We start from the raw sequence: 17166 nt of genomic DNA, 5'->3' as shown, positions 1-17166 counted from the left end.
CGGACCGGCGCCCGAAACCGTCAGCTCGCCTCGGCGAGCACGACGTCCTCCGCGGGCGCCGTGGTGGCCGGCGGATCCGTGGGGTCCGGGGTCGGCGGCGTCTCCGTGGACTCCGGCGGGGGCGTGGTGTGCGGCGGCGTCTGCGACGGCTCCGGGTCGGGCTGCGACGAGGTCGGCGGCGGATTGCTCGGGGTGTGCGGCGGCGTCGTCGGCGGTCTGGTCGGCGTGGCCGGGGCGCTGGTCGGCGGTGCCGGGGGAGTGGTCCGGACGGGCCGGTGCGGCCGGGTGTCGTCGCGCACCTGGGTGCCGGTGGCGGTGTCGGTGGTCGCGCGGACCGGCTGGTCGCGCTCGAGGGGCGCCACCAGCACCGGCGCGGCCGAGGTGACCCGCGGCGTGGTCATCGGCTGCGGCGTGCGCGCCGGGATGCCGGCGCCGGGCGCGCGCTCGACGGCGGCCTCGGCCTGACGGCCGCGCAGCGTCGAATAGCCGTTGGCCACCTGCAGCCCGAGGATGCTGATGACCGCGGCGGCGACGGCGGCCGAGGCGGTGACGGCGGCGCGACGGCGGGACCGGGTGCGCTGGGCGGCCGGGACGGTGCGGGTGAGCGCCGGGACGCTGCGGGTGAGCAGGGCCGCGGGCCGGACGGCCGGTGCCGTGCCGGAGGCCCGCCGCAGGCCCTCGGCGACCTGCGCGGCCGTCGGGCGCCGGGCCGGGTCGTCGGCGATGCAGGCCTCGTACAGCCGGGTGATCTCGCGGGGGAGCCCGGCGACGTGCGGCAGGCGCGGGGTGCGGCGCTCGTGGCGGGCGGCGAGGACCTCGCCGACGCTGGTGCCCGGCCAGGCGCGGGCGCCGGTGAGGCACTCGAACAGCACCAGGGCGAGCGCGTACACGTCCGCGGCGGGGAACGTGGGCTCGCCGCGGAGCTGCTCGGGCGCGAGGTTCGCCGGGGTGCCCCAGAGCCGCCCGTGGGTGTCGAAGCTGTTCTGCCCGGAGACGGCGGCGATCCCGAAGTCGAGGACCTTCACCCCGCCCGGGGTGAGCATGACGTTGCGCGGCTTCACGTCGCGGTGCACGAGGTTGCGCTCGTGGGCGGCGGCCAGCGCGGCGGCGGTGTCCGCGCAGATCGCCGCCGCCTCGCGCCAGTCGAGCGCGCCGGTCGTGGCCAGCCGGTCGGCGAGGGTGTCGCCCTCGAGGAACTCCATCACCAGGTAGGGCACCCGCTGACTGCCCTCGGTCGCCTCGCCGTAGTCGTACACCCGGGCCACGTTCGGGTGGTTGAGCGCCGCCGCGGTCTGTGCCTCGCGCAGCACGTCGATCGAGGGCGCGGTGCTGTCCGGCCGGTACGCCGAGAACAGCTTGATGGCGACGCGCCGCTTGAGCGTGCGGTCCCAGCCGCTGTGCACGACAGCGCTGCCGCCGCGCCCGACCGCCTCCTCGACCCGGTACCGACCGGCGAGTGATCGCATCGAGACCCCTCCCCGCCGTCGTTCGCACCGGCCTGTGATCAAGCTGTGAGTGCCGCAGATCCTACCCGACCAGGGCCTGGGGGAAACACCCGAGAGTCGCCGCCGCCACAAGGGCCGACCGGCCCCATCTGCGCAGGTGGCGGGAATGTCGCGTAGGGGCGGTTCGGCTCCACGCGGCGCGGTCGGCTCCTCACGGGCCGCGACGTCAGGAGGCGACGGTCCAGTCCGGAGGATCGGCCGGATGCAGCGCCGGGTCGTCGGTGGCGAAGGTGCGTACCGGCCCGGGGGGCGTACCCGGTCCCTCGAACCGGACGCTGACCCGGCCGAGGCCGCTGCCCCAGACCCAGCCGGGCCCGTACGCGTCGTGCCGCACGTCCTGACCGGGCCGCCACGTGGTGACCGGGGTTGCCGGCGGCGGATCCGCGGCGGCGTCCGGCCGCTCCGGTGACCGCGGGTCCGCGTCGTCCGGGGTCGCCGTGGTGAACAGGTCGTCCTGCACGAAATCGGCCAGCGTGGTGACCCCGACACCGAGCAGGCGTACGCCGGCCGACGTGTCCACCTCGGCGAGCAGCCGGTGCGCGAGCTGGGCGACGAGCCGCGGGTCGTCGGTGGGCTGGGTGCGGGTGAGCGACCGGGTGATCGTGGTGAAGTCGTAGTGGCGGATCTTCACGGTGACCGTCCGGGCGGACAGGCCCGCGGCGCGCAGCCGGGCGCCGACCCGGCCGGCGAGCTGATCGATCTCGGTCCCGAGGCGGCCGCGGTCGGTGAGGTCGACGTCGAAGGTCTCCTCGGCCGACAGTGACTTCGCCTCGTGCTCGCTGATGACCGGGCGCTCGTCGTCGGCGCGGGCCAGCCGGTACAGGCCGGCGCCGTGGGCCTGGCCGAACCAGTCCAGCAGGTCCGGCAGCGGCACACGCGCGAGGTCGCCGATCGTCCGTACGCCCGACCGGCGCAGCCGCTCGTCGGTGGCCGGGCCGACGCCGGGCAGCCGGGTCACCGGCAGCGGGTGCAGCACCGCCTGCTCGTCGCCGGGGGCGACCACCGTCAGCCCGTCGGGTTTGCGCAGGTCCGAGCCGATCTTGGCGACCAGCTTGGACGTGCCGACCCCGATCGAGGCGGTCACCCCGCCGGTGGCCGCCGCGATCGTGGCCTTCAGCCGGTCCGCCAGCGCGGTGACGCCGGGCACGGAAAGGTCGTGGCCGCCGGCGCCGAGATCCAGGTACGCCTCGTCGATCGAGACCTGTTCCACCAGCGGTGACACGTCGTCCAGCAGGGCCATGACGACCTCGCTGGTCCGGCGGTACGCGGCGAAGCGCGGTGCGAGGAACGCCGTGCCGGGCGGGCACCGGCGCCGGGCCTCAGCGGTCGGCATCGCGGAACGGGCGCCGTACCGGCGGGCCTCGTAGGACGCGGTGGCGACGACGCCGCGGCCGGCCGTGCCGCCGACGATCACCGGCCGGCCGCGCAGCGACACCTTGTCCCGCTGCTCGACCGCGGCGAACATCGCGTCCAGGTCGACATGGGCGATGACCGGCTCGCGCCTCACCGCCGCCCCCGTCCCATCCCCCCAGTGTCCAGCCCGCACGGGGCGCCGCCCGCCCCAGGTCCGGTCATTCGCCGGCGGGACCGCCCGTGGCGTGCTTGGCGGCGAAGTCCCAGAAGGCGGTCAGCGTCTGCTCCGGGGTCTCGATCTGCGGCAGGTGCCCGGTGTTCTCCAGCGGCTGGTAGGTGGCGGTGGGGATGGCCGCCGCGTACGCGCGCCCGTACGCCGGGTCGACGATGCGGTCGCTCTGCCCCCACAGCACGAGCACGGGCACGGTGACCTCGGCGAGCCGGCCGGCCAGGGTCGGGTCGGTCATGGTGCTGCCCGCGTACTGGGCGATGGCCGGCCGGTTGCCCGCCATGAGCGCCTTCTGGGCCTCGGAGAGGCTCGCCGGGTCCGTCCGGAACTTGTCCGGCTCGTGGTACGACAGGTCGGCCAGCTGGTCCATGGACAGCGAGAAGAAGTCGGCCACCGGGTGTCCGGGCACCTCGAGGCCCACCCCGTTGACGATGATGACGCTGCTGACCCGCGGGCTCGCCAGCACGGCCATCTCGGCGGCGATCCAGCCGCCGATCGAGTTGCCCACGACCGTGACGTCGGTGAGGCCGCGCTCCTCGAGCAGGCCGGCGTAGAGCCGGGCCAGGCCGGGGACGTCGGTCAGGTCGTCGGGGCGCGGCGTGCCGTTGAAGCCGGGGTGGGTGGGCACCAGAACGCGGGCGGGCCGGGCGGCGGCGAGGCGGTCGGCGAAGCCGGCGACCGACATCGGGCCGGCGCCGCCGTGCAGCAGCAGGAACGGGTGGCCGGAGCCGGACTCGTGCAGGGTGACGGACATCTTTGCTCCTTGCGGAAGGGGTGAATTCCGGTGCGCGGCAGCGCGCCGGCAGGTCAGCGGCGGCCGGCGAGCAGCGCGGCCGTGGCGAGCGTGACGAGGACGAGCAGGGCGGCGACCGCGATGGCGGCCGCGGGCATCCCGGCGGCGGCCGGGCCGCCGCCGGCCCGGGCGGCGATGACCGCGCCGATGACCGCCGGGCCGAGCGCGGCGCCGGTCTGGCGCAGGGCGTTGTTGGCCGCGCCGGCGATCGCCGCCTGCGGCGCGGGCACGGCCTGGACGGCCACCGCGGAGCTCGTGGCCATGGCGACACCGCTGCCGGCGCCCAGCAGGAGCAGCCGCCAGGTCAGCTGACCGAGGCCGGTGGCGGCGCCCAGGGTGGCGAGGCTCGCCGCGCCGGCTGCGAGGACGACCAGGCCGCCGACCAGGACCGAGCCGGCCCCGAAACGGTGCTGCAGCCGGGCGGCGGCCAGGCTGCCCGCGACGTTGGCGGCGAACATGACACCCAGCCGTAGCGCGATGCCGAGCGTGCCGACGTGCGCCGCGGACAGCGCCAGGCTCAGCGCGAAGACCAGGCCGACCAGGGCGAACAGGACGGTCATCGCGGCCAGGCCGGCGCCCACGAAGCCACCCGAGCGGAACAGCCGCGGGTCCAGCAGCGGCGCCTCGGCGTGCCGCTCGACGACGGCGAAGGCGGCGGCTCCGGCGGCCGCTGCGGCGGCGCCGATCAGGCAGGCCGGGCTGGTCCAGCCGGCCGAGCCGCCCTCGATGACCGCGGCGATCAGCCCGACGACGGCGACGGTGGCGCAGACCTGCCCGGCCACGTCCGCCCGGGCGGTGGCCGCACCTGGCACCGTGGCGGCGAGCCGCAGGGTGGCCGTCGCCCCGGCGGCGAGGACGGCGACCACGCCGAGGAACCACGCCGAGGCGGTGGCGTCAGTGATCGGCCCGGCCAGGAACGGCCCGGCGCCGAGGCCGGTGACCAGCGCGCCGGACCACCAGCTGATCCGGCGGGCCCGGGCGTAGCCGTCGGCGGCGGTCGCGGAGATGAGGGCCAGCGTCGACGACATCACCACGCCGGCGCCCACGCCGCACACCGCCTGGGTGAGCCACAGCAGCCGGACGCCGGTCAGCGTGCCGGGCAGGCTGACCGCCCAGCCCGCGGCGGCGCCCGCTGCGGTCAGCGCGATCCCGGCGCGGGCGAGCCGCCGCGGACCGTACCGGCCGGCGAGGACGCCCGCGGGCAGGACGGAGGCGGCCAGCGCGACCGTGAAGGCGGAGGTGAGCCACTGCAGGTCGCTGGTCGCGGCGCCGGTCTGCGCGGCGATGCGTCCGAGGATCCCGTTGAGCCCGGAGAAGGGCAGGTAGGAGACGAGCATGGCCACGCAGGCGACGCTCAGGGTGCGGAGGTCGCCCGCAACCGGACGGGTTCCGGCGCGGGGCGTCGCTGCGGTCGCTGTCATGCCGGCGACGCTATATCAGCATCCTGATATAAGCAACCTGAAATAAGGAACCTGGTTTAAGGTGATCGCATGGCAACCACCGCCGAAGAGGTCGGCATCCTGGTCAAGCGCGTGCAGCACCGGCACCACCGAGCCCTCACCGCGGCGCTCGCGGATCTCGGGGTCTCCCTCGTGCAGTGGGACACGCTGCGGCATCTGCACCGGCAGCCGGACGCGTCACTGCACGACCTGGCGCAGCTCACGTATCAGACGGACCAGTCCTTCGGCACGCTGGCGGCCCGCATGGTCGACCGGGGGCTGATCGAGCGGATGCCCGGTCCGGGCCGGGCGGTGCGGCACCGCCTCACTCCCCGGGGCGAGCAGCTGCGGGCGGCGGGGGAGGAGCGGGTGCTGGCGGTGGTGACGCAGTCGTTCGCCGGGCTGGGCGAGGACGACCTCGACCGGCTCGCGGGCCTGCTGCGCCAGGTCCTGGAGCAGCCGCTGTCCCTGGCGGGCGCGCCGGCTTCCTGACGGGACGTCCTGCCTCAGGAGCCGGGCCGGAGCAGGGCGTACCGGTAGACGTCCGCGCGCCCGCCGGTGCGGCGCTCCTGTCCTTCCCGGACGAAGCCCGACCGTTCCAGCACGCGCTGCGCGGCGAGGTCGGGCGTGGGCACGCCGGCCACGAGCCGTTCGAGCACCGTACGCGTGAACGCCCACCCGCAGAGCAGCTTCACCGCGCGGGACGCGTACCCGTGTCCTCGCCTGTCCGGGGTCAGGTGGTAGTCGATCTCCGCCTGTGCCGTGTCCGGATGCTGGACCGTCAGCCCGGCCTTGCCGGCGAAGGCGCCGGTGGCCGCGTCCCGGATCGTCAGCCGGATCTCCCGGTCCGCGAGCCACTCGGCGTCCGCGTGGGCGCAGTAGCGTGTGAGCTCCGCCGGGGCCGGTGGCGCGGAGGTCAGCAGCCCGACCTCCGGGGCGTCGGCGGCACGCATCGGCATCAGGCGCACCACCCCGTCGGTCAGCTCACCACCGGGCAGGTCAGGCAGGCGCCGTGGCGTGGGGCCGGGCGGATCGCCGGCCACCCGCGCCCACACGATCAGGTCGTGGCGCCCGCCCGGACCGGCGCCCGCGGCGCGCCCGACGCCCTCCCACGTGTACCCGGCCCCGAGCGCCACCCGCTGGCTGGCCGCGTTCTCAAGCTCGGTACGCAGCTCGATGCGGGCGTACCCGGCGGTGAAGGCGAACTCGGTGAGCGCCCGGGTCGCCGCCGTCGCGACGCCGCGGCCGCGGGCCTGCGGCGCGATCCAGTAGCCGATGCTGCCCACGTTCTCCTGGGCGTACAGCAGGCCGATGCTCCCGATGAGCTCGTCCGTCACCGGGTCCGCGAGGGCATAGTTCCCGCCGCTGGGGGACGCCGCCGCGGCGCCCTCGGTGACCCACCAGTGCGCGTCGGCCTCGGTGTACGGCCGCGGCAGCGCGGGCAGGAACCGCTGGGTCAGCGGGTCGTTGCAGGCGGCCAGGACGGCGCCCGCGTCCGCGGGCCGGTACCGCCGCAGCCGTACGCCGATGCCCTCGATGGAGTCGGCGCGCAGCTCCGGCGTGGCATCCATGTCACGATCCTGCCGGACCGGCCCGCCGCCCTACAGCGGGGGGCGGACGACGTACGCGGTGGCGTCGGCCGGCCGCCGGGTCGTGAGCACGAGCGCCGACCGCTGCTCGTTCACGAACCGGTCCGGGTAGTTCCAGGACCGCAGGGAGATGCTGCTCCCGCCGGACCGGGGAACCGCGCAGAACGTCGCGTCGGCGGCGTACAGGGGATCGTTCTGCCGGACGTCGAGGTGGATGACGAAATCGCGGTGGCGCAGGAAACGCCCGGGGAAGTTGACCGACTCGAGGGAGACGCAGCCGCGGCCGGCCAGCCCCGCGCGGACGGTGAACGTCGCGTCCCGCCGGGCCGTCGCCCCGCTCGCCGCCGTGATCGGGTCGACGCGGCCGAGGAAGTCGCGGTGCCGCACGCGCAGCCCGGCGCGGCCGGCGAGCTCCAGGCCGACCGTGCGGCCCACGGCCAGGTCGGCGGCCGGAGCCGGGGTGGCCGGCGGGGTGGTGGCGCGCTCGGCGACCGGCGACCAGCTGCGCCCGGCGGGAGCGGTCCGGGTGGGTGGCCCCGGGGTGCGGTCCGGGCCGGGCGGAGCCGACTGCAGCTCGATCGCGGACGGCAGCGGCTCGAAGGAGAAGGCGATCGGCGGCTGCGGGGTCATCGGCGGCGTGCCGCCGTCGCCGAGCACCGCCCGGGCGGCCAGAACGAGCAGCGCTCCGGCCACGATCATGGCGCCCAGCAGCAGCGCCCGGCCGCGGACGTCGCCGGAACGGGAGTCGGCAGGGGCCGGCGAGACAGGCATGGTGGTCGATGTCTCCCACGGTTCGTCGGCGGCGCCGGACGCCCGGCCCCGTCATCCTCGGGGCCGGGCCGCGGGAAAGCAAGGGGTCGTTGTCTGCTACCGATCAGATCGATGAACGGTGACCGCGCCGAGCCCGTGCACCGCGTCCACATCGATGCCGGAGCCGCCGCTGCGCCAGCGCGGCGACTGGAACGAGGTGTTGCGGGCCACTCCGGCCACGGTCCGGCCGTCCAGAGTGGCCTGACCGGCGCCGCGGCGGGCCCGGATCCGCACCGGCGCCGCCCCGGGTACGGTGATCTTCAGCCGGTTGATGCCGCCGGAGACCCGTACGGGCAGCGTGCCGGCCGGCTGCGGCAGAGCGAGCCGGATGTCCGCGGCGTCACCGGCGAGCACGACCCGGGTCAGCTCCCCGCCGGAGACGTCGATGTCGCCCAGCCGCAGGTCACTGCTGATGTCGAGGAACCACCGCACCCCCACCGCCAGCGTCACCGTGACGGTGGACTCGCCGCGCCGGCCACTGTCGCGCAGCGTGGCGCGTACGGTGCCCGCGCCGAACGTGGCCGAGGGCAGCACGGCGCTGTCCGGGGCGGCGCTGATCCGGTACAGGGTGTCGTCGAGATCGGCCGTCCGCACGATGACCGTGGCCGCGTCGCCGCTGAGGTGGAAGCTCGCCTTCCGGACATTGTCGTTGGGTCCGGTGAGGACGACGGGCTCGGCGAAGCGCGGGGCCTGGTCCGCCGGGTCCGCCTGTTCCGCCTGGTCCGCGCGGTCCGCCGGGGCCGCCTCGGGTGCCGGCGCCCGCCCGGTGACCTGGCCGGTCGTCTGCCGGTGCCACCACGAGCCGGCATAGACCGCCCCACCCACGACCAGGACCAGGACCAGGAGCGCGGGGATCGCCCGCCGCCGGGCGCGTCGTGGCGCCGGTGCGGCGGCTGTCCGGGGAGCAGCCGGGATCTCGGCCGTGTCGGCCCCGGCCCTGGCCCCGGGCGCGGTCGAGGTCACAGCGGCGTCGCCGCTGTGGAAGTCGGCGGCCGGGGCGATGCGGTGCGGCAGGTCGGGCCAGTAGTCGGACACCCTGGGCCAGGCGGCCGGGGCCGGTGCCGGGGGGTGATCACCGTACGGATCGAGGTCGGGCATCGGCTGGTCCTCCTGGCGTGGCGGCGGCATGAGGCGCTGGGCCCCGGCGCGGACGTCCGGGGCCTGCGAGCGTGCTCGACTGTCCATACGTGACCGCGGGGACCGGCGGATCAACGCACGCCCGGGTTCCATCGCCGGTGGAGGGCCGCTTCCGGTTGAGTTCGGGACGGATCGGGCCCTACGATGTGATCGTTCTCATCGCCGCCGGCGTGCGCGCCGGTGTCCGCGAACGATCGGCCCGACCCCCGTGCCGATCGGCCGGACGGGTTCCCGCCCCCGAGCCCGTCCGGCTACCCGGACCCCCATCCCACCGGACGACGCGGCACCGCATCCCGCTGGGCGACCCGGCCCCGCATCCCGCTGGGCGAGCCGGCCCCGCATCCCGCGGCGCGACGCGGGCCCGCGAAGTGCTCAGCGGCGCGGGCCGGCTCCCACCGGTGCCGTCACCGGAGGCAGCTGCTTGCCCGCCTCCGCGGCGGAAGCCTGCCGCGAGAACATCATCCCCGGGCTCCCGGTGAACGGCTGCAGCGGCGAGCGGCACACGGTCCCCGCGCGGGGCAGCGCGACGCGCAGCAGGTACGCGTCCACCGCCCGGGTCACGCAGGTGGAGGTGCCGTACGCGGTGTGTCCCCAGTTGTCGCTGGTCAGCAGCCGGCTCCCGGGCAGCAGCTTCGACGCTGAGACGGCTTCGCGGTAGTTGGTGGCCGGGTCCCAGTAGTTGCCGACGAGCAGCACGGGCGCGCTGGTACGCCGGTTGAACGGGCCCACGTAGGCGTCCTCGTCCTGAGCGGTCCACGTGTCGCCGGCGCAGGGGGCGCTGCCCCAGCCCCAGGCCCGGCCGAAGTACGGCGCGCGCCGGTCCGCCGCCGCCGTCAGCGCGGGCCACGCCGCGGCGTCGGCGGGGTGGCGGCCGTCGGTGCACATCACCCCGGCGAACGCCTCGAGCGAGTTGTCGTACGGGAAGTCGCGCGCCGGCGTCCGCAGCTGCGTGACCCGGTCGAGCAGCGCCGCACGGGCGGCGGCGCGCAGCCGTGCCTTCCCGGCCGAGCCGGCCTGCATGGTCTCCACCTCGGCGGTCATCTGGGTGACGAGGTCGCCGGCCACGGGGGTGTAGAGCGCGCTGAGCGTCAGGCCGATGAACAGCGCGTACGTCAGGCGTACGGTCCCGGCGACCGGGTCCTTGCCCAGCACCAGCGGCTCGGCCCTCAGCTTGCGGGCCACGGCGGCGAAGCGCTTGGCGGGGTCGCCCTTGGCCAGCTCGCACCGCTTGGTCCCGACCCGGTCGCAGCGTTCCAGCAGTTTCGTCAGGGCCCGGTACGCCCCGTCCGCGGAGCGCAGCCGGTCGTCCTGCAGCCGCCCGCCCGTCGCCTCGGTGCCCACCCACGAGACGGGGTTGATCACGCCGTCGAGGGCGAGCGCGCGGACCCGGTCGGGGAACATGTTGGCGTAGTACTGGCCGAGGGCGGTGCCGTAGCTGAACCCCAGGTACGTGAGCTTCGCGTCGCCCAGGGCGCGCCGGAGCACGTCCATGTCCCGGGCGGCCTCGGCGGTGGACATGGCCGACGCGAGCTCACCACCGGTGTCCGAGCAGGCCCGGCCGAGCGCCTGGGCACCTCGGATGTAGCCGCTCTCCTCCTTGGCCCCGTACGGGAAGAACATGGCCATGCGGGCCAGGGCGACGCTCTGGTCCCGGGTGGAGGGGAAGCACTTGAGGGCGTCGCTGGATCCGACGCCGCGGGGGTCGAAGCCGACGACGTCGAAGCGGTCCAGCACCGAGTCGCTGAGGAAGCCGGACGCGGCCAGGGCCATCTCGGTGCCGGAGCCGCCCGGGCCGCCCGGGTTGACGAAGAGGCTGCCGATGCGGCTCGCCGGTTTGCGGGCCTTCACCCGTACGACCGCGATCCGCACGGACGCGCCCTGCGGGTCGTCGTAGTCCAGCGGCAGCTGTGCGGTGGCGCACTGCGCGATGCCGTAGCAGGTGAACCAGGCGAGCTCCGGCGCCGGGACGCTGTCGACGCGCTGGGCCTCCAGCTCGCCGGTGGGGTCCGCGGCGTGTCCCGCGGTGGGCATGACGAGGGATGCCGCGACCATCAGTGCCGCGGTCACCGCCCCGGTCACACGAGAGCTCAGCGACACCGAATCCTCCAGGCTTTGACGTAGAAGCCTGAAAACTATTCATATGTGTGTCGGGTGCATATCACCCTAGCGGTCAGCATTTGCCCGCTTCCGGCCCGCCGGGCGGCCGGCCGGGCCTACGGTGCCGCCATGATCAACCCCGGTACGGCCCCGGTCGAGGGCGCCGACGAGCAGGCGGCCGCCGCGAACCTGGCGGTGTTCCTCGACGCGGTACGGGCGCGCGTCGCCGGCATGGGCGGGCCTCCGGCCGTACGCGTCAGCGATCTGACCGGCGAGCCGGTGCGCGACCCGGCGGCGGACCGCGACGGCCGCTTCGGGTGGGACCTGCCGTTCTCCGACGGCACCCTGCTGCGGCTGCTCATGCCGGGTGCCGACGTGTCCCGCCTGCGCGACGACCTCACCGCCGAGGCGCCGTGCCTGTACGTCAACGGGAACGCGTACTGGTGGGACGCCGCCGTGGCCCGCGTCGCCGCCGAGGGGCTGGTCGTCAGCGGCCTGCGCTGAGCGTCGCGACGCCCGGCCGTAGGCTTCGGCCAATCGCGTTTGTAGGAAACCTACAACGGGGCGACCCGGGGCATGGTGGCGCCGGACATCGGTGTCATGGGGTCTCATCCAGCAAGGTAGAGGGTGGAGACAGGCGACGTCCGAGATCCGGGCGTCGCCTCCTGTTGACATGTCCTGGGAGGCTCGGCCGGTGTTCAATCGCGTGGCGATCGTCAACCGTGGAGAGGCCGCGATGCGGCTCATCCACGCAGTCCGGGACCTTTCGGCGGAAACGGGCGAGCGGATCGAGACGGTCGCCCTCTACACCGACGCCGACCGTACGGCCACCTTCGTGCGCGAGGCGGACATCGCGTACCCGCTGGGTCCCGCCTCGGCCCGGCCGTACCTCGACCTGGCCGTGCTGGAGCGCGCGCTGGTGGAGTCCGGCGCCGACGCCGCCTGGGTCGGGTGGGGCTTCGTCGCCGAGGACCCGGCCTTCGCCGAACTGTGCGAGAAGATCGGCGTCACCTTCGTCGGGCCGAGCCCCGAGGCCATGCGCCGGCTCGGCGACAAGATCGGCGCGAAGCTGATCGCCGAGGAGGTCGGCGTGCCGGTCGCGCCGTGGAGCCGCGGTGAGGTCGCCACGCTCGAGGCGGCGCTGAAGGCCGGCGACGAGATCGGCTACCCGCTGATGCTCAAGGCCACCGCGGGTGGCGGCGGCCGGGGCATCCGCATGGTGGCCTCCGGCGCGGACCTCGCCGACGCGTACGAACGCACCAGCCAGGAGGCCCTGCGCGCCTTCGGCTCCGGCGTGGTCTTCCTGGAGCGCCTGGTCACCGGCGCCCGGCACGTCGAGGTCCAGGTGATCGCCGACGGGCAGGGCACCGCGTGGGCGCTGGGCGTACGCGACTGCTCGGTGCAGCGGCGCAACCAGAAGATCATCGAGGAGTCGGCGTCGCCGGTCCTCGCTCCCGGCCAGGTCGCGGAGCTCAAGGCGTCCGCCGAGCGGCTCGCCGTGGCCGTCGGCTACCGCGGCGCGTGCACCGTCGAGTTCCTGTACCACCCGGGCGACAAGCTGTTCGCCTTCCTCGAGGTCAACACGCGCCTGCAGGTCGAGCACCCGATCACCGAGATCACCACCGGCACCGACCTGGTCCGGCTGCAGCTGCACGTCGCCGGCGGCGGCCGGCTCGAGGGCGCCCCGCCGGCCGAGAGCGGCCACGCCGTCGAGGCCCGCCTCAACGCCGAGGACCCGGACCGCGACTTCGCCCCGGCGCCCGGCCGGATCAGCCGGCTCGTGCTGCCCGCCGGCCCCGGCATCCGGGTTGACACCGGCGTCAGCGAGGGCGACACCATCCCCGCCGACTTCGACTCCATGATCGCCAAGATCATCGCGTACGGGCGTGACCGCGAGCAGGCGCTCGGCCGGCTGCGCCGCGCGATGGCCGAGACCACGGTGCTCATCGACGGCGGCACCACCAACAAGAGCTTCGTGCTGGACCTGCTCGACCAGCCGGAGGTGATCGACGGCAGCGCCGACACCGGCTGGATCGACCGGGTCCGCGCCGAGGGCCGCCTCGTCGGGCACCGGCACTCCGCGGTCGCCCTGGCGGCGGCCGCCATCGAGGCGTACGAGGACGACGAGGAGATCAGCCAGGGGCAGCTGCTGTCCACCGCGCACGGCGGGCGCCCGCACGCACGGCACGACACCGGCCGGCCGCTCGACCTCAAGCTCCGCGGCATCGGCTACCGGGTGCGCGCGGCCCGGGTCGGTCCCTCCCGGTTCCGGGTCAGTGTGACGTCCGGCGCGGACACGCGTACGGCCGACGTCGAGCTCGAGCGGTTCGACTCGCGCAGCGGCCGCATCGTGGTCAACGGCCACCGCTTCCGGCTGGTGACCGCGTCCTACGGCCCGATCCACCTCGTCGAGGTCGACGGGGTGGCGCACCGGATCAGCCGCGACGAGGGCGGCGTGGTGCGCTCCCCGGCCCCCGCGCTCGTGGTCGCCACGCCCGTGGCCGTCGGTGCCGAGGTCGAGTCGGGTGCGCCGATCCTGGTGCTGGAGAGCATGAAGATGGAGACGGTGCTGCGCGCGCCGTTCCGCGCCCGGGTCCGCGAGTGCCCGGTGTCGGTGGGCAGCCAGGTCGAGACGGGCGCGGCCCTGCTGCGCCTCGAGCCGCTCGCCGACGGGGCCGAGCAGGAGGCGCCCGAGGACGCCCGTACCGTCGAGATCGATCTTCCGGCGGAGCCGGCCGGCGTCTCCGCAGCGGCCCGGGTGGAGCGCGGCCTGCAGGACCTGCGCGCGCTGCTGCTGGGCTTCGACGGCGACCCCGAGGACCCGCGCCGGGTGCTGACCGGCTACCTGGCCGCCCGCGCTCAGGACGGCGACCGCCCCCAGCCGGGCGAGCTGGACCTGCTGACGGTCTTCGCCGACCTGTGCGAGCTGAGCCGCAACAAGCCGGGCAACGAGCTCGACGTCGAGCCGGGCAGCCCGGTGCACAGCCCCCGCGAGTACTTCCACAGCTACCTGCAGAGCCTGGACGTCGAGCGGGCCGGCGTCACCGCGGACTTCCAGGCCAAGCTGCGCCGGGTGCTCGGCCACTACGGTGTGTCCGATCTGGACCGTACGCCGCAGCTCGAGTCCGCCGTCTTCCGCGTCTTCCTCGCCCAGCAGCGCATCTCGACGGACGTCGCGGTCGTCTCCGAGGTGCTGCGGCAGTGGCTGGCCGGGTCGGCGCCGGTGGGTGAGCTGCGGGAACGGGCCGGCCGCGTGCTCGAGCACCTCATCGAGGCCACGCAGGTGCGCTTCCCGGCGGTTTCCGACCTGGCCCGCGGCCTGGTCTTCCGCTGGTTCGCGCAGCCGCTGCTGCGCCGCAACCGGGCCGAGGTCTACGCCGACGTCCGCAGTCACCTCAGCTACCTCGACCAGAACCCGGACGCCCCGGACCGGGCGCAGCGCATCCGGGCGATGGTGGCCAGCGCCGAGCCGCTGGTCCGGCTGATCGGCCAGCGCATCGGCCGGCCCGGCCGGGATCACGCGCCGCTGCTGGAGGTGGTGACCCGCCGCTACTACGGCAACCGCCGGCTGTCGGACATCACCGTGCGGGAGGCGGGCGGCTGCCGCTTCGTCACCGCCGAGCTCGCGGGCACGGCGGGCACCACCCGCGTGCTGGCCACGGCGGCCGACATCACCGCGCTGTCCGGCGCGATCGCCGCGCTGGCCACGCTCGCCGAGGGCGTACCCGAGAACGGCCTGGTCGCCGACCTGTACGTCACCTGGGCCGGCCAGCCGGACGCCGGCGAGATGGCCGCCGAGCTCGGCCGGCTGCTCGCCGAGCGCCCGCTGCCCGTGGCCGTGCGCCGGATCACCACCACCGTGGCCGGCACCAGCGGCGCGGTCATGCACCACCACTTCACGTTCCGGCGAGACGGCGGCACCGTCGTCGAGGACCGGCTGATCCGGGGCCTGCACCCGCAGATCGCCCAGCGCCTGCAGCTGCACCGGCTGCGCGACTTCGAGCTGACCCGGCTGCCCTCGGCCGACGAGGAGATCTACCTGTTCAAGGCGGTCGCCCGGGACAACCCGGCCGACGAGCGGCTCGTCGCGATGGGCCAGGTCCGGGACCTGACCCCGCTGCGCGAGGCCGATGGGCGGCTGGTCGCGCTGCCCGCGGTCGAGGACGCGATCACCGCCGGGCTCGACGCGATCCGCAACATCCAGGCCCAGCGGCCGCAGAACAAGCGGTTCGACACCAACCGCATCCTCATGTACGTGTGGCCGGCCACCGAGCTCAGCACCGACGAGCTCACCACCGTGGTGGACCGGATCCTGCCCACCACCGCCGGCGCCGGGCTGGAGGAGGTCCAGTTCGTGGCCCGCCAGCGCACCAGCGGCGGGGAGCTCACCGAGGTCGCCGTCCGGATCACGCTGGACCCGGGGCACGGCGCGCGGCTGCACATCGGCGAGCCGTCCACCGAGCCGATCCAGCCGCTCGACGACTACCGGCAGAAGGTGCTGCGCGCCGCCCGCCGGGGCAACGTCTACCCGTACGAGCTGACCGACATCCTCGCCGGGCCCGGCGGCCGGTTCGCCGAGCACGACCTCGACGACAGCGGCGCGCTCGTGCCGGTGGACCGCCCGAAGGGCCGCAACACCGCGGCGATCGTCGCCGGGGTCGTCACCACCCCGACCGAACGGCACCCCGAGGGCGTCACGCGGGTCGTGCTGCTCGGCGATCCCACCAAGGCGCTGGGCGCGCTGTCGGAGCCGGAATGCTCCCGGGTGATCGCCGCGCTGGACCTGGCCGAGCGGATGCGGGTGCCGCTGGAGTGGTTCGCGCTGTCCGCGGGCGCGCGCATCTCGATGTCCTCGGGCACCGAGAACATGGACTGGGTGGCGGCCGCGTTGAAGCGCATCGTCACGTTCACCCAGGCCGGCGGCGAGATCAACATCGTGGTCGCGGGAATCACCGTCGGCGCCCAGCCGTACTGGAACGCCGAGGCGACGATGCTCATGCACACCAAGGGCATCCTCGTGATGACGCCCGACTCGGCGATGGTGCTCACCGGCAAGCAGTCACTGGACTTCTCCGGCGGCGTGTCGGCCGAGGACAACTTCGGCATCGGCGGCTACGACCGGGTGATGGGCCCCAACGGTCAGGCGCAGTACTGGGCGCCGGACCTGCCGGGCGCCCGCGACGTGCTGATGGCGCACTACGACCACACGTACGTCGTCCCGGGTGAGACGGCGCCGCGCAAGGCCGCCACGAGCGACCCGGCGGACCGGGACGTGTCGGACTACCCGCACACCGTGGCCGGCAGCGACTTCGCCACGGTCGGTCAGATCTTCTCGGCCGAGCACAACCCGGACCGCAAGAAGCCGTTCGACATCCGTACGGTGATGCGCGCCCTGTCCGACCAGGACCACGCGGTCCTCGAGCGCTGGGCCGGCATGGCCGAGGCGGACACCTCCGTGGTGCAGGACGTGCACATCGGCGGCCGGCCGGTCTGCCTCATCGGCATCGAGTCCAAGCCCGTTCCCCGGCGCGGCTTCCCGCCCACCGACGGCCCGGACACGTACACCGCGGGCACGCTGTTCCCGCGCTCGTCGAAGAAGACCGCGCGGGCCATCAACGCGGCGTCCGGCAACCGCCCGCTGGTCGTGCTGGCGAACCTGTCCGGGTTCGACGGCTCGCCCGAGTCGATGCGCAAGCTGCAGCTGGAGTACGGCGCCGAGATCGGCCGCGCGATCGTCAACTTCCGCGGCCCGATCGTGTTCTGCGTGATCTCCCGCTACCACGGCGGCGCGTTCGTGGTGTTCTCCAAGGCGCTCAACCCGGCCATGACCGTCCTGGCGCTGGAGGGCTCGTTCGCCTCCGTGCTCGGCGGCGCCCCGGCCGCGGCGGTGGTGTTCTCCGGCGAGGTGAACAACCGCACCGCCACCGACCCGCGGGTCACCGACCTGCTGGCGCAGATCGCGGGGGCCAGCGGCGCGGAACGCTCGGCGCTCAACGCCCGGCTCGCCGAGGTCCAGTCGCAGGTGCGCGCCGAGAAGGTCGGTGAGGTGGCGGCGGAGTTCGACAGGGTGCACAGCATCGAACGGGCGGTCGAGGTCGGCTCGGTCGACGCGATCATCAGCACCGCCGAGCTGCGTCCCCGCATCATCGAGGCGATCGAACGGGGCCTGCTGAAGTGAGCGAGGGGGCTGTGCCCGGGGGAGACCCGCCGGGCA

Annotated in this window: 11 protein-coding genes; 3 read left to right on the top strand and 8 right to left on the bottom strand. The window is 74.9% G+C overall.

What is annotated here, in order from left to right:
- Window positions 1-20: 20 nt before the first annotated feature.
- From IT780_RS02530 to IT780_RS02515, 4 genes are all read right to left on the bottom strand, one after another.
- Window positions 21-1466 carry a serine/threonine-protein kinase gene (locus tag IT780_RS02530; RefSeq protein ID WP_199509705.1) on the bottom strand — a complete coding sequence of 482 codons (1446 nt, stop codon included), beginning with the start codon at window positions 1464-1466 and terminating at the stop codon, window positions 21-23.
- 205 nt (window positions 1467-1671) lie between these two features.
- Window positions 1672-3012, bottom strand: a complete 1341-nt coding sequence (locus IT780_RS02525) for a DNA polymerase IV (protein WP_199509704.1) — start codon at window positions 3010-3012, stop codon at window positions 1672-1674.
- A gap of 64 nt (window positions 3013-3076) precedes the next feature.
- Entirely contained in the window at window positions 3077-3841 is a 765-nt protein-coding gene (locus tag IT780_RS02520) for an alpha/beta fold hydrolase (protein WP_199509703.1), read from the bottom strand.
- A gap of 53 nt (window positions 3842-3894) precedes the next feature.
- Entirely contained in the window at window positions 3895-5301 is a 1407-nt protein-coding gene (locus IT780_RS02515) for an MFS transporter (RefSeq protein ID WP_199509702.1), read from the bottom strand.
- A 69-nt stretch (window positions 5302-5370) separates the two neighbouring features.
- Between IT780_RS02515 and IT780_RS02510 the strand changes: the two genes are divergently transcribed.
- The gene (locus IT780_RS02510) at window positions 5371-5811 is read left to right on the top strand and encodes a MarR family winged helix-turn-helix transcriptional regulator (RefSeq protein WP_199509701.1); all 441 of its coding nucleotides are present in this window, start codon (window positions 5371-5373) and stop codon (window positions 5809-5811) included.
- 14 nt (window positions 5812-5825) lie between these two features.
- Here the strand turns inward: IT780_RS02510 and IT780_RS02505 are convergent, their stop codons facing one another.
- The 4 genes from IT780_RS02505 to IT780_RS02490 form a co-directional block, all read right to left on the bottom strand.
- Complete coding sequence (locus IT780_RS02505) at window positions 5826-6872, bottom strand: GNAT family N-acetyltransferase (RefSeq protein WP_372443598.1); 1047 nt, start codon at window positions 6870-6872, stop codon at window positions 5826-5828.
- Between the two features lie 48 nt (window positions 6873-6920).
- Window positions 6921-7679 (bottom strand): AbfB domain-containing protein, encoded by a 759-nt coding sequence (locus IT780_RS02500; protein WP_199509699.1) that lies wholly within the window; start codon window positions 7677-7679, stop codon window positions 6921-6923.
- A gap of 96 nt (window positions 7680-7775) precedes the next feature.
- Window positions 7776-8903 (bottom strand): hypothetical protein, encoded by a 1128-nt coding sequence (locus IT780_RS02495; protein WP_199509698.1) that lies wholly within the window; start codon window positions 8901-8903, stop codon window positions 7776-7778.
- 324 nt (window positions 8904-9227) lie between these two features.
- Entirely contained in the window at window positions 9228-10952 is a 1725-nt protein-coding gene (locus IT780_RS02490) for an alpha/beta hydrolase (RefSeq protein ID WP_199509697.1), read from the bottom strand.
- A 129-nt stretch (window positions 10953-11081) separates the two neighbouring features.
- Between IT780_RS02490 and IT780_RS02485 the strand changes: the two genes are divergently transcribed.
- Window positions 11082-11456, top strand: a complete 375-nt coding sequence (locus IT780_RS02485) for a hypothetical protein (RefSeq protein ID WP_199509696.1) — start codon at window positions 11082-11084, stop codon at window positions 11454-11456.
- Between the two features lie 190 nt (window positions 11457-11646).
- Window positions 11647-17130, top strand: coding sequence for an ATP-binding protein (locus IT780_RS02480; protein WP_199509695.1), 5484 nt, complete (start codon window positions 11647-11649; stop codon window positions 17128-17130).
- Window positions 17131-17166: the final 36 nt, after the last annotated feature.

The organism is Nucisporomicrobium flavum (genome assembly GCF_016464385.1).
In the GTDB taxonomy this organism is placed as follows: Bacteria; Actinomycetota; Actinomycetes; order Mycobacteriales; family Micromonosporaceae; genus Actinoplanes; species Actinoplanes flavus_A.
The sequence above is the reverse complement of the archived record's forward strand: the minus strand, read 5'-3'. Positions and strand labels throughout refer to the sequence as shown.

Coding starts and splice junctions, on each gene's coding strand:
- IT780_RS02530 (WP_199509705.1), bottom strand. CDS start 1,466: ATGCGATCACTCGCCGGTCGGTACCGGGTCGAGGAGGCGGTCGGGCGC.
- IT780_RS02520 (WP_199509703.1), bottom strand. CDS start 3,841: ATGTCCGTCACCCTGCACGAGTCCGGCTCCGGCCACCCGTTCCTGCTG.
- IT780_RS02515 (WP_199509702.1), bottom strand. CDS start 5,301: ATGACAGCGACCGCAGCGACGCCCCGCGCCGGAACCCGTCCGGTTGCG.
- IT780_RS02510 (WP_199509701.1), top strand. CDS start 5,371: ATGGCAACCACCGCCGAAGAGGTCGGCATCCTGGTCAAGCGCGTGCAG.
- IT780_RS02500 (WP_199509699.1), bottom strand. CDS start 7,679: ATGCCTGTCTCGCCGGCCCCTGCCGACTCCCGTTCCGGCGACGTCCGC.
- IT780_RS02495 (WP_199509698.1), bottom strand. CDS start 8,903: ATGGACAGTCGAGCACGCTCGCAGGCCCCGGACGTCCGCGCCGGGGCC.
- IT780_RS02485 (WP_199509696.1), top strand. CDS start 11,082: ATGATCAACCCCGGTACGGCCCCGGTCGAGGGCGCCGACGAGCAGGCG.